This is a genomic window from Streptomyces sp. NPDC046909 (genome assembly GCF_040644695.1).
Lineage (GTDB): Bacteria > Actinomycetota > Actinomycetes > Streptomycetales > Streptomycetaceae > Streptomyces.
This window is the reverse complement of the sequence record NZ_JBEYXC010000006.1, coordinates 41,112-64,632: the sequence shown is the minus strand read 5'-3', so window position 1 is coordinate 64,632 and position 23,521 is coordinate 41,112. Positions and strand designations below refer to the sequence as shown.

11 protein-coding genes are annotated in these 23,521 nt (G+C 72.2%); 3 read left to right on the top strand and 8 right to left on the bottom strand.

Translation table 11 applies throughout. The features are described from left to right. Positions 1–4 precede the first annotated feature (4 nt). The 8 genes from ABZ928_RS21005 to ABZ928_RS20970 are packed head-to-tail and all read right to left on the bottom strand — an operon-like array spanning position 5 to position 19,600. A complete protein-coding gene (locus tag ABZ928_RS21005) occupies positions 5–7,771 on the bottom strand; it encodes an amino acid adenylation domain-containing protein (protein ID WP_361520873.1) in 7,767 nt (2,588 codons plus the stop codon). Then, a complete protein-coding gene (locus tag ABZ928_RS21000) occupies positions 7,768–12,171 on the bottom strand; it encodes an amino acid adenylation domain-containing protein (RefSeq protein ID WP_361520870.1) in 4,404 nt (1,467 codons plus the stop codon). Before ABZ928_RS21000 ends, ABZ928_RS21005 begins: the two co-directional genes overlap by 4 nt. Beyond that, on the bottom strand, positions 12,168–15,395 hold the full coding sequence (locus tag ABZ928_RS20995) for an amino acid adenylation domain-containing protein (RefSeq protein ID WP_361520867.1): 3,228 nt from the start codon (positions 15,393–15,395) through the stop codon (positions 12,168–12,170). Before ABZ928_RS20995 ends, ABZ928_RS21000 begins: the two co-directional genes overlap by 4 nt. Beyond that, complete coding sequence (locus ABZ928_RS20990) at positions 15,395–15,613, bottom strand: MbtH family protein (RefSeq protein WP_361520865.1); 219 nt, start codon at positions 15,611–15,613, stop codon at positions 15,395–15,397. Before ABZ928_RS20990 ends, ABZ928_RS20995 begins: the two co-directional genes overlap by 1 nt. 3 nt (positions 15,614–15,616) lie before the next feature. Then, positions 15,617–16,048: an aspartate 1-decarboxylase gene (gene panD, locus ABZ928_RS20985; RefSeq protein WP_361522224.1), complete on the bottom strand. Its 432-nt coding sequence runs from the start codon at positions 16,046–16,048 to the stop codon at positions 15,617–15,619. Between the two features lie 41 nt (positions 16,049–16,089). After that, positions 16,090–16,902: an alpha/beta fold hydrolase gene (locus ABZ928_RS20980; protein ID WP_361520862.1), complete on the bottom strand. Its 813-nt coding sequence runs from the start codon at positions 16,900–16,902 to the stop codon at positions 16,090–16,092. Positions 16,903–16,946: 44 nt separating this feature from the next. Then, positions 16,947–18,245, bottom strand: a complete 1,299-nt coding sequence (gene entS, locus ABZ928_RS20975) for an enterobactin transporter EntS (protein WP_361520859.1) — start codon at positions 18,243–18,245, stop codon at positions 16,947–16,949. A gap of 8 nt (positions 18,246–18,253) precedes the next feature. Continuing rightward, complete coding sequence (locus ABZ928_RS20970; RefSeq protein ID WP_361520856.1) at positions 18,254–19,600, bottom strand: salicylate synthase; 1,347 nt, start codon at positions 19,598–19,600, stop codon at positions 18,254–18,256. 170 nt (positions 19,601–19,770) lie between these two features. Here ABZ928_RS20970 and ABZ928_RS20965 point away from each other — a divergent pair, with 170 nt between their 5' ends. From ABZ928_RS20965 to ABZ928_RS20955, 3 genes are read left to right on the top strand one after another with little or no spacing between them, the layout of a single operon-like run. Further along, on the top strand, positions 19,771–21,399 hold the full coding sequence (locus tag ABZ928_RS20965) for an AMP-binding protein (RefSeq protein ID WP_361520853.1): 1,629 nt from the start codon (positions 19,771–19,773) through the stop codon (positions 21,397–21,399). Then, positions 21,389–22,435, top strand: coding sequence for an iron chelate uptake ABC transporter family permease subunit (locus tag ABZ928_RS20960; protein ID WP_361520850.1), 1,047 nt, complete (start codon positions 21,389–21,391; stop codon positions 22,433–22,435). The genes ABZ928_RS20965 and ABZ928_RS20960 overlap by 11 nt, the downstream gene beginning before the upstream one ends. Next, positions 22,432–23,520 carry an iron chelate uptake ABC transporter family permease subunit gene (locus tag ABZ928_RS20955; protein WP_361520847.1) on the top strand — a complete coding sequence of 363 codons (1,089 nt, stop codon included), beginning with the start codon at positions 22,432–22,434 and terminating at the stop codon, positions 23,518–23,520. The genes ABZ928_RS20960 and ABZ928_RS20955 overlap by 4 nt, the downstream gene beginning before the upstream one ends. Position 23,521 lies beyond the last annotated feature (1 nt).

Below are 23,521 nucleotides of genomic sequence, written 5' to 3'. Positions count from 1 at the left end.
TGGTTCAGAAGTCGTTTTCGAAGTCGTTCTCGAAGTCGTCGATGTCCTCTTGCGTCAGCTCCACCAGCGGCAGGTCGGACGGGGTCAGGCCGCCCGCCGGAGCGTCCCCGCCATGGCGTACGAGACCGTGCAGGGCCCGCTCCCACCGGGCCAGCAGATCCGCCGCCTCGGCCGGGGTCAGGAAGGTCCCGGGCCAGGCGGCCGAGAGGTGCAGCCGGGGCCCGTCCTCCCCCTCGACGGCGACGGCGTTGATCTCCAGGCCGAAGCGCACCGGCCCCGCGAGGGGCAGCATCGGAGCCTCGGGGGCCAGGTCCCACGCCTGGTCGGCCGAGGCCGACGCGGTGAATCGCCCGAGGTAGTTGAAGACGACCTGCGGCTGCGGAAGCTTCTCCAGCGCGGCCGAGGTGTCGGGGTTGAGGTGCCGCAGCAGCCCGTATCCCAGGCCTCCGTCCGGTACGGCACGCAGCTGCTCCTTGACGCGCTTGAGTGCCGTGCCCGCCGCCGGGCCGCCGTCGAGCGCCTCGTCGAGGTCCAGTGGGCCGGGGTCGACGGCGACCGGGTGGAAGGTGGTGAACCAGCCGACCGTGGCCGACAGATCCACCCCTTCTGCGATGCCCTCCTCACGGCCATGCCCCTCCAGACCGACGAGGAGGGACCGCCCCGTGAGGTCACCGCGCGCTTCCCGCCAGCTCGCCGCCGCCAGCGCGAGCGCGGTCAGCAGGACGTCGGGGACGGCGGCGTGATAGGCGGAGGGCAGGGTCGTCAGCAGCGGGCCGGTGGTCGAGGGAGGGAGTACGAGGGTCCGGTCCCGGCGCGGGCCTTCCACGGCTCGTTCGAGCAGAGGACGGCCGGACTCCAACTGCTGGCTCCAGAGCGGGAGTTCGGGCACTCGCCTGCGCGCCTCCTCGCCCAGGATCCTGCTCCAGGCACGGAAGGACGTCCCCGTGCGCGCAAGGGCCTCCCCAGACTGCCAGGCCTCCGCCAGGTCGGAGGTCATGATCCGCCAGGAGACTCCGTCGACGACGAGATGGTGGGCGACGAGGAGCAGCCGCCCGGTGTCCGAGAACCAGACGGCCTGGAGCATCCGCCCGGCCGCCGGGTCGAGGCGGGCCACGGCGGCGGCCAGCTGCGCGTCGAGCACCGCGTCCCGGACCTGGAGCAGTACGTCCTTCGCCCGTACGGCTCCCTCGGCGGGCACCACCAGCCGGTCCGTCAGCCGGGCCCGCAGGACGTCGTGGCGGTCCAGTACGGCCTGGAGCATGTCCAGCGCGCCGTCGTACGTGAGATCGGGCGGGGTCACGAGCAGGACGGCCTGGGCGAGACCGTCGTACGAGTCCGCTGTCCAGCGCATGATCGGCGTCAGGTCCGCCTCGCCGAGCGGGTCGTCCACCGGGCCGGTCGTGGGGCGCTCGCGCGTGGCCGCCGCGGCCAGGCCGGCCGGGGTGGGGGTCTGGAAGACCTGCCGGGGGCTGATGGTGAGGCCTGCTTTGCGGGCCAGGGTCACCAGGCGGATGGAGACGATGCTGTCGCCGCCGAGTGCGAAGAAGTTGTCGTCGACGCCGACGCGTGGGAGGCCGAGGAGGGAGGCGAACAACTCGCAGAGCAGCCGCTCCCGTTCATCGGCGGGCGCCCTGGTCGCCGTGTCGGTGCTCGTGGCCTCAGGTGCGGGCAGCGCAGTGCGGTCGACCTTGCCGGAGGGCAGGAGGGGGAAGGCGTCCAGGTGGGTGAGGGTGGCCGGGACCATGTGGTCGGGGAGACGTTCGCGGAGCCAGCCGGGCAGGTCGGTGAGGTCGCCGGAGGCCAGGCAGTAGCCGGCCAGGCGCTTGACGCCCGGTGTGTCCTCGCGGATCACCACGACTCCGCGCCGCACACCCGGGTGCTGTTCGAGGATCGCCTCGATCTCCTCCAACTCGACGCGCATGCCACGGATCTTGACCTGGTTGTCGGCGCGGCCGAGGAACTCCAGGGTGCCGTCGCGCCGCCAGCGCACCAGGTCGCCGGTGCGGTAGAGGCGGCCGCCGGGCGGGCCGAAGGGGTCGGCGATCCAGTGGTCGGCGGTGCGACGGGGGTCGTTGACATAGCCGCGGCCGAGGTAGACGCCGCCCGCGTACAGCTCGCCCGGTACGCCGACCGGCGTGGGCCGGAGGCGGTCGTCGAGGACGTACAGGCGGGTGTTGCCGTTGGGGCGGCCGATGGAGACGGCGCTGCGGATCGCGCCGGTGCGGTAGACGACGTGGCTGACGCCGATGGTGGCCTCGGCGGGGCCGTAGCCGTGGTACATGACCGCCCGGCTCGCGGACCGGAAGCGGCCGAACAGCTCGGGTGTGAGCACTTCGCCGCCGCACCACACGTGTCGCAGCGACTCCGCGCGGCGGGCGAAGCCGTCGAGTTCGAGGAGGAGGTCGAGCATCGAGGAGACCAGGTAGGTGAAGGTCACGCGGTGGCGTTCGACGGTGTCCAGCAGATAGTCGACGTCCCGTTCGCCGCCGGGCTCGGCGATGACGACCCGGCCGCCGTTCACGAGGGGCAGGAAGATCTCGTTGATGGAGATGTCGAAGCCGAGCGGCGCCTTGAAGAGGGCGGCGTCGTCCGTGCCGAAGCCCAACAGGCCGCGCTGCCACAGCAGTCGGTGCGCGATGGCCCGGTGCCGGATCATGGCGCCCTTGGGGACTCCGGTCGAGCCGGAGGTGTAGATGACGTAGGCGAGCCCTTCGGGATCGACGGGGACATCCGGGTTCCCGGCGTCCGTCACGGGGTCCCTCAGGTCGACCGCGAGGGCGGGCGGACCTCCGGGAACCGCCCCTCCGAGTACGGCCGTCAGCCCCGCGTTCTCGCACACCTCGGCGATCCGCCGGGCGGGCCACGACGGCTCCAGCGGCACGAACGCCCCGCCCGCCTTGAGGACGGCGAGCAGGGCGACGACCATCTCCACCGAGCGTTCGAGATGGATGCCGACCCGGTGCTCGGGTCCGGCGCCGAGCGAACTCAGCTGCCGGGCAAGGTCGTTGGCGCGGGCGTTGAGCTCGCCGTAGGTCAGGGTCGTCCCGCCGGGGATGCCGTACTCCACGGCCGTCAGCCTCGGTGTCCGCGCCGCCTGTTCCTCGACCAGGGCGGTGAGGGTGGTGGAGGGCATGGGGTGGGCGGTGTCGTTCCACTCCCCCAGCAGCAACCGCCGTTCGCCCGGGGTGAGTACGTCGGCGGCGCTGACGGGACGGTCGGGCTCGGCGGCGAGTTCGGTGAGCAGCCGGACGTACCGTTCGGCCATGTCCCGCGCGGTCTCGCGGTCGTACAGGTCGTGGCTGTGGACGAGGGAGCCGCCGATCCCGCCGCCGTCCGGTCGTTCGAAGAGGTGGAAGGCGAGGTCGGTCTTGGCGGTGTAGTGGTCGACGCGCAGCTCGCTGAGCGTGAGACCGGCGAAGTCCCTTGTCTCGTCCGGGGCTTGTTGGTGGGCGAGCATCACCTGGAAGAGCGGGTGGCGGCCCATAGAGCGGGTCGGGGCGAGCGCGTCCACGAGCCGTTCGAACGGCAGGTCCTGGTGGGCGTACGCGTCGACGTCGGCCTCGCGGACGCGGGCGAGCAGGGTGCGGTACGTCGGGTCACCGGAGACGTCGGTGCGCAGCACGAGGGTGTTCACGAAGAGGCCGACGAGGTCGTCGAGGGCCGCGTCGCCGCGTCCGGCCACCGGGGTGCCGAGGGGGATGTCGTCGCCCGCGCCGAGGCGGCTGAGCAGGACGGCGAGGGCGGCCTGGAGCGCCATGAAGACGGTGCCGCCGGCTTCCGTGGCGAGGGCGCGCAGGGCGCGGTGGGTGTCGGGGCCGATGGTGAAGTCCACCGCGCCGGCGTCGTAGGCGTGGACGGCCGGACGGGGGCGGTCGACGGGCAGCTGGAGTTCCTCGGGAAGGCCCGCCAATTGCCCGGTCCAGTAGTCCAGTTGACTGTCGCCTGCCGCCGTCTCCCGTTGCCAGAGCGTGTAGTCCGCGTACTGCACGGGCAGCGGCGCCCACTCGGGCGGCCCGCCTCGCAGCCGTGCCGCGTAGGCCGTCTCCAGGTCCCTGAGCAGCGGTTCCGCCGACCAGCCGTCGGTGGCGATGTGGTGGATCAGCAGGAACAGGACGTGCTCGTCGGGGGCGAGCCCGTACAGCGTGGCGCGTACGGGGATCTCGGTCTCCAGGGCGAAGGAGTGCGCGGCGGCCTCCCGCAGCAGGGCGTCGAGATCGCTCCGCGTGGCGGGCACGATGTCGAACGGGACGACCGCGTCCGTGACGACCTTCTGCCGGGGAACACCGTCCTCGTCCGGGAAGACCGTGCGCAGTGACTCGTGGCGGCCCACGACGTCCTGAAGCGCCTGCCGGAGCGCGCTGGGGTCGAGGTGGCCGGTGAGGCGTACGGCGGTGTGGATGTTGTAGGTCGGGCTCGGCCCTTCCAGCCGGTGCAGGAACCACAGCCTGGCCTGCGCGGACGACAGCGGAATCGCGTCCGGGCGCGGCACGGGCCGCAGCTCCGGGCGAGGCTCGGGGGCCGGGGCCGCCAGCAGGGGGGCGAGCGCGGCGGCGGTCGGGGTGTCGAAGACGGCGCGCAGCGGCAGTACGACGCCGAGGTCGGCGCGGATCCGGGCGACCAGGCGGGTGGCCAGCAGGGAGTGGCCGCCGAGGGCGAAGAAGTCGTCGTGGATGCCGACGGAGGGCAGGCCGAGCAGTTCGGCGACGAGCGCGCAGAGGGTTGCCTCGGCCTCGGTGCGGGGTGCGGTGGCCGTGGTCAGGTCCGCGAGGTCGGGGGCGGGCAGGGCGGCTCGGTCCAGCTTGCCGTTGGGGGTGAGGGGCAGTTCGTCGAGGATGACGATCGCCGTGGGCAGCAGGTGGTCCGGCAGGGTGGTCTTCAGGTCCTGCCTGACCTGGAGGGGTTCGAGGCGGGTGCCGGGCCGTGGGACGGCGTACGCCACGAGCTGCGGTGCGCCGTCCGGCCGTCGTACCGTCACGGCGGCCTGGGAGACCCCGGGCAGCGCGGCCACGGCGGCCTCCGTCTCGCCCGGTTCGACCCGGAAACCACGGATCTTCACCTGGTCGTCGGAGCGGCCGAGGAACTCCAGCACGCCCTCGGCGGTCCAGCGGACGAGGTCGCCGGTGCGGTAGAGGCGGCCGCCGGGCGGGCCGTAGGGGGCGGCGACGAAGCGGTCGGCGGTGAGGCCAGGGCGGCCCAGATAGCCGCGGGCCAGCTGGGTGCCGCCCAGGTAGAGCTCACCGGGCACACCGGGCGGGACCGGGCGGAGCTTGGCGTCGAGAACGAGGGTGCGGGTGTTCCAGACCGGGCGGCCGATCGGTACGGACCCGGCGGCGGAGCGGGTGCCGTCGGCGCACGCCCACGCGGTGACGTCTACGGCGGCCTCGGTCGGCCCGTAGAGGTTGTGCAGTGCGGTGCCGTCGAGGAGACGGGTGAAGCGCTCGGCGAGTTCGGAGGGCAGCGCCTCGCCGCTGCACATCACCCGGCGCAGGACGCCGCTCACTTCTGGGGCGGCGGGGTCGTCGAGGAACGCCCGCAGCATGGAGGGCACGAAGTGGGCGGTCGTCACCCGCTGTTCACGGATGAGGCCGGCGAGGTAGGCGGGGTCGCGATGGCCACCGGGGCGGGCCGGCACCAGGGCCGCCCCGGAGATCAGCGGCCAGAAGAACTCCCAGACGGAGACGTCGAATCCGGCCGGGGTCTTCTGCAACACCCGGTCGTCGGGGCCGAGTTCGTACGTCGCCTGCATCCACAGCAGCCGGTTGACGATCCCCGCGTGGGGGACGACGACACCCTTCGGGCGACCGGTCGAGCCGGAGGTGTGGATGACGTAGGCCGGGTGCTCGGGGCGAAGGGGCTGGAGGCGTTCGGCGTCGGTGACCTCGGTCGGGTCGAGGTGGGCGTACCGCTCCTCGTCGAGCAGGAGGACGGGGGCTCCGTGGTCGACTCCGTGGTCGGCTTCGGTGGCGGCCAGGATCAGGGTCGGCCGGGCGTCCTGGACCAGGAAGGCGAGGCGTTCCGCCGGATAGCCGGTGTCCAGCGGGAGGTAGGCGGCGCCCGCTTTGACCACGGCGAGCAGGGCCACCACCAGGTCGGGGCCTCGGTCCAGGGCGACGCCCACCAGGTGCTCGGGGCCGACTCCGCGGGAGATCAGCAGGCGAGCGAGGCGGTTGGCGCGGGCGTGGAGGGCCGCGTAGTCGAGGACGTGGTCGAGGGTGTCGTCGTCGTGGAGGAGTGCGGGGGCGCGGGGGGTGCGGGCCGCCTGTTCGGCGAGGAGTGCGGTGAGGGTGGTGTCGGGGACGGGATGGTCCGTGGCGTTCCAGCCCTCCAGAGCCAGGCGCTCCTCCGCGTCGGACATCAACGGCAGTCGGGATACGGCGAGTTCGGGGTCGGCGAGGGCCGCCGCGAGCAGGGTCTCCAGTTGCCGCAGGAGCCGGTCGACGGTCACCGGGGTGAACAGTCCGCTGCGGTAGGTGGCCTCGATCCGCAGCCGTCCTTCGGTGAGGAAGGCCTCCAGGGAGAGGTCGAACTGGGTGGTGTCGTTGTGGACCGTCTCCCACTCGGCGGTCACTCCGGGCAGCCGTGGTCCTTCGAGGCCCTGGGTGAGGAAGAGCAGCATGACGTCGAAGTACACGGAGCGGCCGGGATGCCGTTCGGGGCGCAGACGTTCCACGAGCCGGTCGAAGGGCATGTCCTGGTGGGCGTAGCTGTCGGTGCACAACTGACGGACGCGTTCGACGAGTTCGGTGAAGTCGGGGTCGCCGTCGAGGTCGGCGCGGAGGGCCAGGGTGTTGCCGAAGTTGCCGATCAGGTTTTCCAGGCCCGGCAGATCGCGGTTCATGACGGCCGAGCCGATGGGGATGTCGGTGGCGCCGGTGGTGCGGTGCAGGAGGGCGGCCAGACCCGCGAGCAGCACCATGAAGGGGGTGGCGCCCGACTTCTTCGCGAACTCCGTGAGCTGGTCGGTCACTTCGGGGGCGAAGGTGTGGAAGCGGCGGTCGCCCCGTGCGGTGGGCTGGGGGGTGCGGGGGGCGTCGACCGGGAGGGCGAGTGGCCGAGGCGGTGGTGTCAGGGCCTTACGCCAGTGCTGGAGGTGGGCGTCGAGCCGTTCGTCGGTCCAGGTGTGGCGCTGCCAGACGGCGTAGTCGGCGTATTGGAGGGGCAGCGGTTCGACGCCCAACGGAGTCTCGGTCTCGGCCTCCGCCGCGTAGAGGATGCTCAGATCACGCGAGAGAGCGTTGAACGTGCCGCCGTCCCACGCGATGTGATGGACCGTCAGGACAAGAGTGTGGTCGTCGTCCGCGTGGCGGACGAGCACCGTCCTCATCGGGTGGTCGGCGGCCAGGTCGAAGGGGGTCGCCGACTCGCCGCGAGCCAGTTCGGCCGTGCGCTCCAATGACATCTCGACGCTGCTGAACCGAACCCTCGCGGCGGTGTCGACGACCTGCTCCGGGGCGCCGTCCGGACCGACCGGGTAGCGGGTACGGAGGATCTCGTGCCGGGTGACCAGGCCCTGTAAGGCGGTGTGCAGCCGGGCCGCGTCCAGAGGGCCCCGCAGCCGGATGGCCAGGCAGACGTTGTAGGCGGGGCTGGCCGGGTCGAGCTGCTGGAGCAGCCACATCCGGGACTGGGCGTACGACAGCGGGAGGCGCCCCGCGTCCGCCGGCCGGCGCGGGATGCGCTCGGAGCGGGTCGGGGTGTCGGCGAGGCCCGCGCTCTCCAGTCGGCGGCGGAGCAGTTCCCGCTTGCGGGCCGCGAGGTCGGTCTCGGTCACTGGTGTCCGCCCTTCAGCAGCAGGTCAAGGGAAGCGCTCCACAACTCGGCCAGTCGGTCGATCTCCGTCTCCGTGAAGAGCCGTTCGGGCCACTGCCAGCACACCTTGAGCACCCCGTCCGTGATCACCGCGTCGACGACCAGGGGGTACGGGGCCGGCATGGCGGGGTCGGCCGCGCTGCCCATGGCGCCGGTCTCGGGGGCGCTGGTGAACAGGGCGCTGTCCCGCTGCTCGCCGATGGTCATCCGGCCCAGGTAGTTGAACTCGATCTGCGGCTCGGGCAGTTCGGCGAGTTCTACGGCGGTGGCCGGGTTGAGGTGGCGGAGGAGGCCGTATCCGATGCCCTTGTCGGGGAGGGGGGCGGGTGGGGCGCCGGGCTCCAGCCTGACGGGGTAGAGGCTGGTGAACCAGCCGAGGGTGCTGGACAGGTCGGCGCCGGGGAGGAGTTGCTCCTCTCGGCCGTGCCCTTCCAGGGCGATGAGGACGCTGTCGTCCGAGGCGGAGCGGCCGAATTCCCTGCGCCAGCCGGGGATCGCGTGGGCGAGGGCGTCCAGGAGGGTCTCCTGTACGGAGGTGGTGGGGGCCGGGTGCTCGGTCCAGTGGCGGCGGGTCGTGGCGCGGGTGTCCAGGGAGGGGTCCAACGCGGCGGAGCCCAGGGGTGGTTCGGGCCGGTCCAGGATGCCTTTCCACAGAGTGAGTTCGTCCGTGCGGCGCGAGGCCTCCGTGTGCAGGGCCTCGGCCCACTCCTTGAAGGAGGTGCCTCGGGGGGAGAGTTCCCTGCCTTCCCAGGCGGCGGCCAGGTCGGCCACGAGCACGCCCCACGAGGCCGCGTCGGTCACCAGGTGATGGAGTACGACCAGGAGCCGGCCTTCGTCGTCCGGTCCGGCGTCGAACCAGAGGAAGCGCGCCATGTCCCCGGTCGTGGGGTCGAGTTGGGCGACGAGGTCGTCGAACGCGCTGGGCACGTCCTGCCAGTCCTCGACGCTCCTCCGTACGCAGTCGGCCGCGCTCACCGCACCGGCCGGAGCGACGCGCAGACGCCACTCCCCTCCATCGGTACGCGTGAAGGAGGCGCGCAGGAGGTCGTGCCGGTCCAGGACGGCCTGGACGGTGCGAAGCAGCCGGTCGAGATCCGTACCGGCGGGTGTCCGGAGGAAGCGGGCTTGGCTCAACTGCCGGAAGGGGCCGCCCTGTTCGGTCAGCCAGGCCAGGATGGGCGTGAGCGGGATGTCGCCGGTGCCCGCGTCGGGGTCGGTCGTACGACTCCCGGTGGCGGTCGGGATTCGCTTGGCAACTGTGGTGGTTCGCTCGGCGAGTTCCGCGATCGTCGGGGCCTCGAAGATGTCGCGCGGTGAGAGGGCGAGGCCGGTGGCGCGGGCCTGGCTGACCAGGCGCATCGACACGATGCTGTCGCCGCCGAGCGCGAAGAAGCTGTCGTGCACCCCGATGGTGTCCAGTCCGAGCACCTCCGTGAAGAGGGTGGCGAGGCGCTGCTCGGTCGTGTTCCGGGGCGGCTGGGCGGCCGGTCCTGCGGTGCGGGAGGGGGCGGGGAGTGCGGCGGTGTCGAGCTTGCCGTTGAGGGTGAGAGGGAAGCCGTCGACCGGGACGAAGGCCGAGGGCACCATGTAGTCGGGCAGGACGGCGGACACGGACCGGCGCAGCAGCTCGTCCGTGACCTCGGCGGTGACGACCACATAGGCCACCAGTCGCCGTACACCGGGAGTGTCCTCCCGTACGACGACCGCCGCCCGCTCGACCAGTTCGTGCTCAAGGAGCACCGCCTCGATCTCGCCGGGCTCGATCCGGTAGCCCCGGATCTTGACCTGGTCGTCGACCCGGCCGAGGCACTCCACCAGCCCGTCCTCGGTCCAGCGGGCGATGTCCCCGGTGCGGTACATCCGGGCGCCGGGCCGGGCACCGAAGGGGTCGGCGACGAAGCGGCTCGCGGTGGCGCCCGCCTGGCCGAGATAGCCCCGGGCCAGTCCGGCGCCCGCGACATACAGCTCGCCCTCGACACCGATCGGCACCGGGTTGAGGTGGCCGTCGAGGATGTACAGCGTGCCGCCCGCGACCGGCCGTCCGATGGCGGGCCGTTCGCTCAGCGCGAGGTCGCAGTCGGCGGAGTCGACGGTGCACTCGGTGGGCCCGTACAGGTTGTGCGCGGCCAGCCCGTCCGTCTCCCGGAGGATGCGCCACAGATCCGGCGGCACGGCCTCGCCGCCCACCCCCAGGACCTTCACCTTCCCCTGCCAGTCCCCGCCTTGGGCGACCAGTTCCCCCAACAGAGAAGGGGACAGCTCGATGAACTCGATCCCGTGCTCGGCGAGGAAGGCACGCAGCGCGTCAGGGTCGCGGCGCACCTCCTCGGGCACGAAGTGCAGTTCGTGCCCGGCGAACATCCACAGCATCGGCTGCCACGACGCGTCGAAGGCGGTGGGCCAGGCATGCCCGATCCGCAATGGCCTGCCGTCGGGGGAGGCCGGTGTGTGCAGGGCGGCGTTGTGGGCCGTGAAGAGGTTGACGATGGCCCGCTGCGGGACCACGACCGCCTTCGGGCGCCCGGTGGAGCCGGACGTGTAGATGACGTAGGCGGGGTGCTCGGGGAGCAGGGGTGCCAAGCGGTCTCCGTCGGTGAGGTCGGAGCCGTCCGTTCCCGTCAGGCGTCGCGCGGTGGCCGGATCGTCGAGCAGGATCGCCGACTTGAGCGTCATACCGGCCGCACCCGCCGTACCCGCTACGGCTACGAGCGCTACGGGCCGCGCGTCCCCGAGCATCCCGGCGATCCGTTCCTCCGGCCAGGCGGGGTCCAGTGGCAGATAGGCCGCGCCCGCCTTCTGGATCGCGAGGATCGCGACCATGGTGTACGGCGTCGGCGGCAGCGCGAACGCCACGATCCGCTCGGGACCGGCCCCCGACTCCACGAGCATCCGGGCCAGTTGATTGGCCTGCGTGTTGAGCTCGGCGAAGGTCAGCCGCTCGCCGGCACCGACGACCGCGACCGCGTCCGGGGTACGCGCCGCCTGGCTCTCGAACACCTCGGGCATGGTGAGGTACTCGGACGGGAGCCGCTCCCCCACGCCCCCTTCCAGCAGCGCCGCCCGCTCCTCGGGCACCAGAACGTCCAGTGCGGCCAGCGGGGTGTCGGGGGCAGCCACGACCGCGTGGACGAGCCGTTCGAAGCGTCCCGCCAGTTCCTCGACCGCCGCCCGGTCGTAGGAGTCGGGACGGAACTCGAAGATGACGTCCAGGTGTTGCTCGTCGAGTACCGCCAGCGTCAGCGGGTAGTGAGTGGCGCCGAAGCCCTTGACGTCGACAATCCGCAGTCCGGCGAGCGCCTCGGCCTCCGCGACGGCGGCGCGGTCGATCGGGTAGTTCTCGAAGACGAGCAGGGTGTCGAAGAGGTCACCCGCACCTGCCTGGCGCTGGATCTCGGTGAGCCCCAGGTGTTGGTGGTCCATCAGGAGTGCTTGCTCGTCCTGGAGTCGCCGCAGGAAGGCGCCGACGCGCTCCCCCGGCGGGACCGCCACCCGCACCGGGACGGTGTTGATGAACAGTCCGATCATGGCGTCCGCACCGGCGAGTTCGGCAGGCCTGCCTGCCACCGTCGCGCCGAACACCACGTCTTCCCGGCCGGTCAGCCGGGCGAGGAGCAGGGCCCACAGTCCCTGTACGACGGTGTTGACGGTGACGCCGTTCGAGCGCGCGAACTCCTTGATGGTCCTGTCGAGTTGGAGCGTGTGCAGCTCGGGCGTCACCGGCACCGGGCCAGGGGCGGTGGGGGCCAGGAGCGTCGGGGTGGCTCCGGCGAGCGCCTGTCGCCAGGCCTGGGCCGAGGCGTCCCGGTCCCTTGCCGCGAGCCAGGCGAGGAAGTCGCGGTAGGGCCGTACGGCCGGCAGCGGGGCGGCTTGGTCGGGGGCGAGCTGGGCGGCGTACAGGTGGAGCAGTTCTCGTACGAGGAGGGGTACCGACCAGCCGTCGAGGAGGAGGTGGTGGTTGGTGAGGATCAGGAGCCAGCGGTTCTCGCTCCGGTCTACGAGGGTGAGGCGGAGCAGCGGGGGGTCGGTCAGGTCGAACCGGGTGGTGGTGTCGGAGGCGATGAGTGCGGCCTCCTGAGCCGCGCCGGCCTCCGTCCAGTCCACGGTGACCTGCTTGAGGACGACCTGCACCGGTTCGTCGAGGTCCTCGTGGAGGAAGGCGCTGCGCAGGTTGGCGTGGCGGGCGAAGAGTTCCTCGGCGGCCGTGCGCAGGAGTTCGGGGCGCAGGGGTCCCTCGATCTCCACCAGGGACCGCATGGTGTAGATGTCCTGGGCGCGCTCGTCGAACAGGGCGTGGAAGAGCAGGCCCTGTTGCAGCGGGGACAGGGGCAGGACGTCCTCGACCAGGGAACCGTCGTCGCTCATCGGGTCCTCCACCTCGCCTTGACGTTGTCGAGCTGCGCCTGACTGAGCGACACCAGGGGGCCGGTGGTCGCGATGAACTCCTCCGTCGCGGAGGTCGCGGAGTCGGGCAGTGCTTCCGCGAGGCCGGCCGGGGTGCGGCGCCTGAACACGTCCCGTGGCGAGAGCGTGAGTCCCGCTCTGCGGGCGCGGTCGGCCAGTTGGACGGAGACGATGCTGTCGCCGCCGAGTTCGAAGAAGTCGTCGTGCACACCGACCCGTTCGAGGCCGAGGATCTCGGCGAAGAGTCCGCAGAGGACCTTTTCCGGTTCGGTGCGGGGTGGTTCGTGGGTGCTTGCGGAGGTGAAGTCGGGGGCGGGGAGGGCGCGGCGGTCGAGCTTGCCGCTGGGGGTGAGCGGGAGTGTGTCGAGGATGACGACGGCGGAGGGTACGAGGTGGGCGGGGAGGCGCTCGGAGAGGGCGCGGCGTAGGACCACGGGGTCGGGGGTGGCGCCGGGTTCCGGTACGACGTACGCAATTAGTCGTTGTGCCGAAGAGGCCTTGACGAGACTGCGGGCCGGTGGGGGTTGATCGCGCAGTTCCTCGCGCCCCTTGGGGGGCGCGTTGTCGCGTCGGGCCACCACAGCCGCGCGGGCCACTCCTGGCAGCCTGCGGATCGCCGTCTCTGTCTCGCCCGGTTCCACTCGGAAGCCTCTGATCTTGACCTGGTCGTCGGCCCGGCCGAGGAACTCCAACGTGCCGTCGGCTCGCTGCCTGGCCATGTCGCCTGTGCGATACAGGCGGCTGCCGGGTGGGCCGTAGGGGTTGGCCATGAATCGCTCGGCGGTGCGGCCGGGTTGGTTCAGGTAGCCGCGGGCCAGGCCCTCCCCCGTGATGTACAGCTCGCCGGTCGCGCCGGGTGGGGAGGGGCGTAGGAAGGGGTCGAGGACGTGGACCTGGGTGTGGGCGATCGGCTGTCCCAACGGGACCGGACCCGCACTGCCGTCGTAGACATGGATCAGGCTGTCGCCGGCCGCCTCGGAGCAGCCGTACAGGTTGACGAGCCGGGCTCGCGGCCAGCGTTCGGTGATCGCTCGGGCGAGTTCGCCGGTGAGGGGTTCGCCGCTGGAGACCCAGGTGCGCACGGAGTCGAAGGTGCCGGGCGGGGCGGATTCGACGAGGGTGGTGTAGAGGCTGGGGACGGCGGTCAGGAGGGTGGCCCGGTGGCGGTCGGCCAGGGCGGCGAGGGCCGTCGGGTCGCCGGTCGCCTCGTCGTCGGCGAGGGCGACGGGCGCGCCGGCCACCAGGGGGCCGAGCAGTTCCGTCAGGCCGTCGATGAAGCTGATCGGGCTCTTGGACACGCCTACGCCGCCCTCCACCGACTCCCTTCCCCAGGCAAGTCGGTTGGCCAGCGCGCGGTGGGTGCCGAGCACGCCCTTGGGGCGGCCGGTGGAGCCCGAGGTGAAGATGAGGTAGGCGGGGTGGTCGGGCGACAGGGGCGAGGGGCGGCGTACGGTGGCGTCGGCTTCGGCGTCCGGGGGGCAGACCGACTCCGGATCGAGGTTCCAGAGGTTCAGCTGGTGGGCGTCGCCGATGACCAGTCGGGGTCGCGCATCGCCGAGCATCAGGGCGATGCGGTCGCGCGGGTAGCCGGGGTCGACCGGCATGCAGGCCGCCCCGGCCTTGAGTACGGCGAGCAGTGCGATCACCAGGTGGGGGCTGCGAGGCAGGGCGACGGCGACGATTGACTCCGGACCGGCGCCTCGGTCGAGCAGTGCGGCGGCCAACCGGTCGGCTCTGGCGTCGAGTTCGGCGAAGGTGAGGGCCGTTTCGGCGTACAGGACCGCCGGGGCGTCGGGCGTACGGGCGACCTGTTCCGCGAAGAGGGCGGGGACCGTGGTGGCGGTGTGCCCGGGAAAATCATCGTGCTGCTCCACCGTGGGCGCCGGGCCGAGCCGCCCGACAGGGCACGCCGGGTTCTCGATGAACGCCCGGATCATTCCCTGGAGTTGGTCCGCGATCTCCTCGACCACGGCCTGGTCCAGCGCCGACGGCTGGCGGCTGAGGGTCAGGGTGAGTCGGGTGCCGGGCAGCGCGGTGACCGTCAGGGGGTAGTGCGTCGCGTCGCGGACGGAGACGTCGGTCATGCGGGGGCCGTGGAGGGCGCGGGCGATGCCGTCGTCGTCGATGGGGTAGCTCTCGAAGACGAGGAGGGTGTCGAAGAGTTCGGTGTGCCCGGTGGCGCGTTGGATGTCGGCGAGGCCGAGGTGGCGGTGGTCGAGGAGGGCGGACTGCTCGGACTGGATCCGCCGGAGGAGGTCCGCGAGGGGTTCCTCCGGGCGTAACCGGACGCGCACCGGAAGGGTGTTGATGAAGAGCCCGACCATGGAGTCGATGCCGGGTACGTCGGCGTCGCGGCCGGAGACGGTGGCGCCGAGGACGACGTCGGTGCGGCCGGTCAGTCTGCCGAGGAGGATCGCCCACAGGCCCTGGAGGACGGTGCTGGTGGTGAGTCCGTGGGTGCGGGCGGTGGCGCTGAGAGCCTCGGTGTCCTGCTCCGGGAGTTCCAGGACGAGACGTTCGGGCAGTTGGGGCGGGTGGTCGCCCGGAGCGATGAGTGACGGTTCGTCAAGTCCGTGGAGAGCGGCCCGCCATGCCTCCCGGGCGGCCTCGCGGTCCTGTCGGGACAGCCAGGTGAGGTAGTCGCGGTAGGGGCGTACGCGGGGCAGGGCGGTCGGGTCGCCGGCCGAGGTGTACAGCTGGAAGAGCTCCCGTACGAGCACGGGGGCGGACCAGCCGTCCCACAGGAGATGGTGGGAGGAGAGGATCAGGCGGTGGTCCTGGTCGTCGAGGACGACGAGGCGGAAGCGGAGCAGGGGCGGGCGGGCCACGTCGAAGGGGGCGGCCAAGTCCCGTTCCAGCAGCCGGTCGAGGGCTGGTTCGCGTTCGCCGGACGGCAGGGCGGACAGGTCGTCGACGTGCCACGGGACGGTGACCGCGCTGCGGATCACCTGGACCGGGCGGCCGGAGCGCTGGGTGCGGAACGCGGCGCGGAGGTTGGCGTGCCGGGCGACCAGGGCCTCGGCGGCGGTGCGCAACCGGCCCTGTTCCAGGGGGCCTTCGAGGCGTACGACCATCTGGCCCGTGTAGACGTCCCGGGCGTCGGTGTCGTACAGCGCGTGGAAGACCATGCCCTCCTGAAGGGGCGACAGGGGGAGGACGTCCTCGACGCCCGGCCGGGCCGCCATCAGGACCCGGCCGCGCGCACGGCCTCGACCAGGCTGCGCGGGCGCAGATCCGTCCAGTGCCGCTCGATGTGCTCCAGGCAGGCGGCCCGGCTGTCGGGGCCGTGCACGCTCTCCCAGCCGCCCGGGACGGGGGCGAAGTCCGGCCACAGGGAGTACTGGCCCTCGTCGTTGACCAGGACGCGGAAGACGCCGTTGTCGTCGTCGAAGGGGTTCGCCATGGGTCAGTTCCTCTCCTGCCGCGCGGTGAAGGATCCGGCGTACTGGTCCGGCGCCCCGGGCACCGGCTCGGCCGGGTCGGCGCCGAGGGCGACGACGCGGTTGGCCTTGTCGACGTGGACGACGCGGGGCCGGTGGGCGGCCCGTTCGGACTCGTCGAGCACGGCGAAAGACATGATGATCACGAGGTGGCCGGGGTGGACGAGATGGGCGGCGGCTCCGTTGATCCCGATGACACCGCTGCCGCGTTCGCCCGCGATGGCGTACGTGGTGAGGCGGGCGCCGTTGTCGATGTCGACGACCTGGACCGCCTCGCCCTCGACGATGTCGGAGGCGTCCAGGAGGTCCCGGTCGATCGTCAGGGAACCGACGTAGTGCAGATCGGCCTGGGTCACGGTGGCTCGGTGGATCTTTCCGTTGAGCAAGGTGCGCTGCACCACTACCCCCAGAGTAGATACTTAGGTGAGGCTAACCTAAATCAACATCGCCGAGTGCGGAAGAAGCCGAGGAGCGCGCGATTCACTTCGTCGGGCCGTTCCAGGTAGCCGTAGTGGCCGCAGTCCTTGATCTCCGTGTAGACCGAGCCAGGGACGGCGTCCGCCACCTCCCGGCCCAGGTACGGCGGCAGGATCAGGTCGTCGGCGAAGCCGATCACCAGGCAGGGCACGGCGATCGCCCGGTAGGCGGCCAGCCGTCCGTCCGGGACGGTCAGATCCAACTGCGCCCGTACGCCCGGCCCTTCGACCGGTGGCGCGTACTCGAAGACCTCCAGCCAGTCCTGGACCTGGAGTTCGTCGTCGAGGGTGGCCGGTGAGAGGTTCTGGAGTGCCCGCACCCAGGCCGCGTAGGCCGGAGGCAGGGCGACTCCGCTGTCGTACAGGGTCCGTTCGGCGACGGTCATGGCGGTGCGCAGGCCGTCGGTGCGGCCGCGGGTGGCCATCAGGACGCCCTGGCGGACGAGTTGGGGCCTGGCCAGCATCAGTTCCTGGACGACGTACGCGCCCATGGAGACGCCGACGAGACGGCACGGCGCGATGCCGAGGTGGTCGATCAGGCCCGCCGTGTCGGCCACCAGGTCGTCGATCGTGAAGCCCTCGGGGCACTCGTCGCTCGGCGGGATGCCCCGGTTGTCGAAGGTGACGACCCGGTGTCCGGCGGCCACGAGGGCGGGGACCTGGTGGAGGTGCCAGCCGCGGTGTCCGGCGCCCTGGCCCATCACCAGGACGACCGGTTCGCCGTGGCCGGTGTCCTCGTAGTGCAGCCGGACTCCGTTGATCTGCGCACTCGGCATGACTCTCCCAGCGGCTCGGCGGCTCTCTGACTCCGGAGCGGGTCCTACGGCTGGCTGTCGCTCGGTCTCGGCACCGCCTCCACCGGCGCCGCGGCCGCCTCCACCCCCGTCGGCCCATGCAGCGTCGCCTTGCGCAGCTGAGGCATGGCCAGGGTCAGCGTGGCCACGCCGGCCAGGCAGACGACCCCGCCCAGGGCCGCCGCCCCGCCCGACGAGCCGAGCGCCCGCGCCACCAGGCCCGCCTCCAGGTTGCCGACGGAGGGGCCCGCGGTGGCCTGGGCGAGCCACAGGCTGCCCACGCGGCCCTGGAGCCGGTCCGGGGTGTAGTGCTGGAGCAGGGCCCGGCGCAGGATCTCGGAGGCGGTGTCGCCGAGGCCCGCGAGGGCCAGGAAGGTCAGCGCCAGCCAGAGATTGGCGCTGAGTCCGAAGCAGGCGATCGCCGCGCCCCACACCGCGACCGCGCCGATCAGCGCCCGTCCGGTGTGATGGACCCGGCCGGTCCAGCCGCTGGTCAGCGCGCCGAAGAAGGAGCCGACCGCGGGGGCGGTGTAGAGCAGCCCCACAGCCGTGTCGCCGCCGAACTTCTCCGTGCCCAGTTCCGGGAAGAGGGCGTACGGCATGGCGAAGACGACCGCGCACACGTCGATCAGCAGCAGCCCGGCGACGACCTGGCTGCTGCGCAGGAACCGCCAGCCCTCCGCCATCGCCTTCAGCGGATGCTGCGCCTCGCCGGAGCCCTCGGGCGGCAGCGGCGGCAGCGGGGCGAGCAGCGCCAGGCCTACGACGTACACGGCCGCGTCGATGCCGAAGCACCAGGCCACTCCGGGCCCGGCCGCGATGACACCGGCCAGTGACGGGCCCGCCATGCCGCCGAGTTGGGCGGTGAGCGTGGTGAGCGCGCCCGCCGCCGCGAGCTGGCCGGGGGCGACCAGGCTCGGGGTGGCGGCCATCATGGCGGGGCCGCCGAGGCCGCTGGTGCCGCCCGCGAGGACGGCGGCGACGAAGACGAACCACACCTGCGGGTCCGGCAGGGCCGCGTTGACGGCGAGGCCCGCGATCACCACGGCGGTGACGGCCCGGGTGACGAGCACGACCCGGCGCCGGTCGACCCGGTCGGCGAGCACTCCGCCCGCGACCAGGCCGACCAGCAGGGACAGGCCCAACACCAGGCTCATCAGGCCGACTTGGACCGTGGATCCGGTCAGGTGGTAGATCTGCAGGCTCGCCGCCACCGAGGTGAGGTGGGTGCCGAGCATGGAGATCGCCTGGGTGGCGAAGACCAGCCGGAAGTCCCTGCCGGCTCGCAGGGGTGTGACGTCGACGACGACTTCTCCGAGACGCACCGGGCTTCCTAACCCTGGAGGGACGGCGCGACGACCCGCGCCGGTCGCGCGGGGACGACGTACGGGGCGACGCTGCGCAGTTTCTCGCAGGTCTCCTCCAACTCCCGTTCGGGAGTGGACCCGGAGAGGATGCCGGCACCGGCCCGCAGCCACGTGCGGCCGCCCTCCTCGAAGAGGCTGCGCAGTACGAGGGCCGCGTCCAGGGAGCCGTCGCTGCCCGCCATGAGCACCGCGCCGCTGTAGATGCCGCGCCGCTCGCGCTCCAGTCGGGTGATGCAGTCGTACGCCGGGCCCTTGGGGATGCCGGAGGCGGTGACGGCCGGGAAGACCGCGCGCAGGACGTCCCAGGCGCTCGCGTCCTCGGCCAACTCGCCGTGCACGCTGGATCCGAGGTGCTGGACGCTGCCGCGCTGGCGCACGCTCAGCAGGTCGCGGACCGAGACCGAGCCGGGGCGGCACACGGTGGCCATCTCCTCCTCGGCCAGTTTGACGGAGAGCACGTGCTCGGAGATCTCCTTGGGGTCGGCGAGGAGTTCGACGCGCAGGCGTTCGTCCTCCTTCTCGCCGAGGCCGCGGGCGCGGGTGCCGGCGAGGGGCTGGGTGATGACGTGGCCGTCGGCGTCGACCTCGGCGACGGTCTCGGGGCTGAAGCCGACCACCCTGCGGCCGGCGAGGTTCAACAGGTAGGAGCGGGCGGGGGTGTTGTGGGTACGGCCGTGGAGGTAGGTGGCGACGAAGTCGACCGGGAAGGGGATGGTGAGGGTGCGGGAGAGGATGACCTTCTGGAGTTCGCTGGTGCGGATCTCCTCCAGTGCCTCCGTCACCATCTCCGGGTAACCGCTGCCGGTGCCGGACACCTCGATGGGCCGGGGTTCGGCGATGCAGGGCTCGATGGGGTGGGACAGCAGGGCCAGCAGGGAATCGAGGGTCTCCTGGTCGGTGCTGCGCACCAGGGCCGTGCCGTTCTGACGGAGTCTCACCTCGCTGTGCGGGACGACGAGATGGAGCAGTCGGTCGTCACCGGCGCGGTGCGGTCGGTCGGTGTGGAGATGGGAGAACTCGAAGGCCATCCAGCCGTAGGCGTGCCAGCCTTCCACGGCCATGTCCCGTAATTTTTCCTGGACTTGTCGCAGCGGCCGCGGTCCGAGCGGGGTCACCGTCTCGTCGGTCAGCCATCTGCCGCGGATCTCGGAGCGGTCGACGACGATCTCGCCGAGGACTCCCCCGGCGAACCAGCAGTCGCCTTCCCGCTCGTACACGACGTACTGGTCGAACAATCCCGACTCGGCCAGTCTCGCGGCCGACAGCACGGGATCTCCCGGCAGTTCCGTCTCCGCGCTCCGGTAACGCAGCAACGAGCCACCTCCGTGGACTTAGGTTAACCTAACCTAATCAAGTCAAACCCTAGACTCCGCATCGCCGGTGCGTCCAGGGCGCCCCGCCAGGCTTGACCTCGATCGCTCATTAGGCAAGCCTTTCCTAAACAGGCAGGCGCCTTTCCCCTTCAGGCAGGCGGGAGTTGAGCATGCTCGACGGTTGGGTGCGCTGGCCGGAGCCGCTGGCGGAGCGGTATCGCAGCGAGGGCTACTGGGCGGGCCGGCCACTGGACCGGCTGCTGCGTGACCAGGCCCGGCGGACGCCCGAGCGGATCGCGCTCGTGGACGCCGAGGGCCGCCGGTGGACGTACGCGGAACTGGACCTGCGCGCCGACCGTACGGCGGCGGGGCTGCGGCGGCTCGGCATCGGCGGCGGTGACCGGGTGGTCGTCCAACTCCCCAACACCGACGCCTTCGTGGTGCTGTTCTTCGCGCTCCTGCGGGCCGGTGCCGTACCGGTGCTGACGCTGCCCGCGCACCGGGAGAGCGAGCTGGTCCATGTCGCCGAGACGGCGGGTGCGACGGCGCTGGCGGTCCCGGACATCCTCGACGGCTTCGACCATCGCGGGCTCGCCAGGGCCGTGCGCAAGGCGGTGCCGAGCGTCGAGCACGTCCTGGTGGCGGGTGACGCGGCGGAGTTCACCGCGCTGGCCGGCCTCGACGCCGAGCCGGTGGCGCTGCCCGAGCCGGATCCGGGCGATGTGGCGGTACTGCTGCTGTCCGGCGGGACGACCGGGAAGCCGAAGCTCATTCCGCGCACCCACGACGACTACACCTACAACGTCCGTGCCAGCGCCGAAGTGTGCGGCTTCGACGAGTCGACCGTCTATCTGGTGGTGCTGCCGACCGCGCACAACTTCGCGCTGGCCTGCCCCGGTCTGCTGGGCACCCTGATGGCCGGCGGGACCGTCGTCCTCTCCCCCACGCCGAGCCCCGACGACGCGTTCGCGCTCATCGAGCGGGAGAAGGTCACCGTGACGGCCGTGGTCCCGCCGATCGCCCTGCTGTGGCTGGACGCCGTGGAGTGGGAGGACGCCGATCTGTCCTCGCTGCGGCTCCTCCAGGTCGGCGGCTCGAAGCTGGGTGCGGAACCCGCGGCCCGGGTCGGGCCCGCGCTCGGCTGCACGCTCCAGCAGGTCTTCGGGATGGCGGAGGGCCTGCTCAACTACACCCGTCTGGACGACCCTTCGGATCTGGTGCTCGGCACCCAGGGGCGGCCGTTGTCGCCGGCGGACGAGATCCGGGTGGTGGACGGGGACGGGCACGACGTACCGCCGGGCGAGACCGGGGAGTTGCTCACGCGCGGGCCGTACACCCTGCGCGGCTACTACCGGGCCGCCGAGCACAACGCCCGCTCCTTCACCGACGACGGCTTCTACCGCACCGGCGACCTCGTCCGCGTGCTGCCGAGCGGCCATCTGGTCGTCGAGGGCCGGGCCAAGGACCAGATCAACCGGGGCGGCGACAAGATCTCCGCCGAGGAGCTGGAGAACCACCTCCTCGCCCACCCCGGCGTGCACGACGCGGCCGTGGTCGGCATGCCCGACGAGACGATGGGCGAGCGCACCTGCGCCTATCTCGTGCCGCGCGGACAGGCCCCGACACAGCGCGAGTTGGCCGCGTTCCTCACCGAACGGGGTGTCGCGGCCTACAAGTTGCCCGACCGCGTCGAACTCACCGACGCCTTCCCCCGTACCTCCGTGGGAAAGATCGACAAGAAGGCGCTCGGCCGCACCATCGCCGAGCAGCTGCGCGCGGAGGGAAGCGTTGGCAACTGACGTCGCCACGGCGGCACTTGTACGGAAGTCCCCCTGGCGCCGGAACTCCACCCGCACGGCCGCGGTGTTCGGCGCCCTGCTCCTGCTGCTCCTGGCCGTCCTGCTCAGCCTGGCGATCGGATCGCGGTCGCTGCCGCTGTCGACGGTCGTGGACGCGCTGCTCCACGACGACGGTTCCACGGCGAGTTCGGTCATCTGGGACGTACGGGTCCCCCGCACCCTGGCCGGCATCGCCGCCGGGGCCGCGCTCGGGGTCGCGGGGGCGCTCATCCAGGCGCTGACCCGCAATCCGCTGGCCGACCCCGGGCTGCTCGGCATCAACGCGGGGGCCGCGGCCGGGGTGGTGCTGTCGATCACGGCCTTCGGGCTGACCAGCCTGTGGGCGTCGGTGTGGTTCGCGATGGCGGGCGCGGTGGTGGCGGGCCTGCTGGTGTACGCGCTGGCCTCGGGCGGGCGCGGTGGTGCCACGCCCGAGCGGCTGGCGCTGGGCGGTGCGGTGATCGCCGCCGTGTTCACCGGCGTCGGCCAGACCCTGATGCTGCTCGACGCCCAGGCTCTCGACCAGCTGCGCTTCTGGAGCGTGGGATCGCTCGCCCGCGCGGACAGCGAGACCCTGACGACCATCGCCCCGTTCGTCGGCGTGGGTCTGCTGCTCGCGCTGTGTCTCGTACGGCCGCTCAACGCGCTCGCCCTGGGCGACGACGGGGCCCGCGCCCTGGGCGCCCATGTCGACCGGACCCGGTTCGCCGGGCTGCTGGCGGTGACGCTGCTGTGCGGGGCGGCGACCTCCGCCGTCGGTCCGCTGGTGTTCGTCGGGCTCGCCGTGCCGCACATCGCCCGGATGATCGCCGGGGCCGACCAGCGCTGGACCCTGCCCCTGTCGATGCTGCTCGCTCCCGCCCTGCTGCTGTTCGCGGACGTCCTGGGCCGGGTCGCGGTCCGCCCCGACGAGCTCGACGCGGGGGTCGTCACCGCGGTGATCGGCGCGCCGGTGTTCATCGCGCTCGTGCGGCACCGCCGGGTGGTGGGGGTATGACCACGCAGGGTGTGACCACACAGGGCGTGACCACGCAGGCGGTCCCCACGCGCGGCCATGTCGTCCGCAGCCGGTCCCACCGGCTCTCCCTGCGCGTGGACGTACGGGTGGTGACGGTCTGCGCGCTGCTGCTGGCCGCCACCGCGGGCGTCGGGGTCCTCGCGCTCGGCACCGGCGCGTACGCGATCTCCCCGGCGGACGTCGTCCGCACCCTGCTGGGCAACGGCAGTCAGCGCACGGACTTCATCGTCAACGAGCTGCGCCTTCCCCGGCTCCTCACCGGCATCCTCGTCGGCGCGGCGCTCGGGCTGAGCGGGGCGCTGTTCCAGAGCCTGACCCGCAATCCGCTGGGCAGCCCGGACATCGTCGGCTTCACCTACGGCTCGGCCACCGGCGGACTGCTGGTCGTGCTGCTCGTCTCCGGGACCGGCGGGCAGATCGCGGCGGGTGCGGTGGGCGGCGGTCTGGCGACGGCGGTGCTGGTGTACGTCCTCGCCTGGCGGCACGGCATCCACGGCTACCGGCTGGTCCTCGTCGGCATCGGGGTCAGCGCGCTGCTCCAGGGCGTCAACGCCTATCTGCTCGCCAAGGCCCGGTTCACGCAGGCAGCGCAGGCGATGGTGTGGCTCAACGGCAGTCTCAACGGCCGGGGTTGGGGCGATGTCCGGCCGGCCGCGCTGGGGCTGCTGGTGGTCGTGCCGCTGGTCGTCCTCGCCGCGAGCCGGCTGAAGATCCTGGAGATGGGCGACGATGTGGCGGGCGGCCTCGGGGTGCCCGTGCAGCGCACCCGGCTGCTGATCCTCGTCCTCGGCACGGCGGCCTGTGCGGTGGCCACCGCCGCGGCCGGTCCGATCCCGTTCGTGGCCCTCATCGCACCGCAGCTGGCCCGGCGCCTCACCCGTGCGCCGGGCCCCAACCTCCTCGCCGCCACCTGCACCGGCGCCTTCCTCGTGGTCGCCGCGGACTTCGCGTCCCAGCGGATCCATGACACGGCCCAGTTGCCGGTGGGGGTGGTGACGGCGGTGGTCGGCGGGCTGTATCTGGGGTTGCTGCTGCGCAGACAGCGGCGGCTGGGCCGTATCTGAG

Excerpts from the sequence above, each read along its gene's own strand:
- ABZ928_RS20965 (WP_361520853.1), top strand. The coding sequence starts at position 19,771 with ATGCTCGACGGTTGGGTGCGCTGGCCGGAGCCGCTGGCGGAGCGGTAT.
- ABZ928_RS20990 (WP_361520865.1), bottom strand. The coding sequence starts at position 15,613 with ATGGCGAACCCCTTCGACGACGACAACGGCGTCTTCCGCGTCCTGGTC.
- ABZ928_RS20995 (WP_361520867.1), bottom strand. The coding sequence starts at position 15,395 with ATGGCGGCCCGGCCGGGCGTCGAGGACGTCCTCCCCCTGTCGCCCCTT.
- ABZ928_RS21000 (WP_361520870.1), bottom strand. The coding sequence starts at position 12,171 with ATGAGCGACGACGGTTCCCTGGTCGAGGACGTCCTGCCCCTGTCCCCG.
- ABZ928_RS20980 (WP_361520862.1), bottom strand. The coding sequence starts at position 16,902 with ATGCCGAGTGCGCAGATCAACGGAGTCCGGCTGCACTACGAGGACACC.
- ABZ928_RS20955 (WP_361520847.1), top strand. The coding sequence starts at position 22,432 with ATGACCACGCAGGGTGTGACCACACAGGGCGTGACCACGCAGGCGGTC.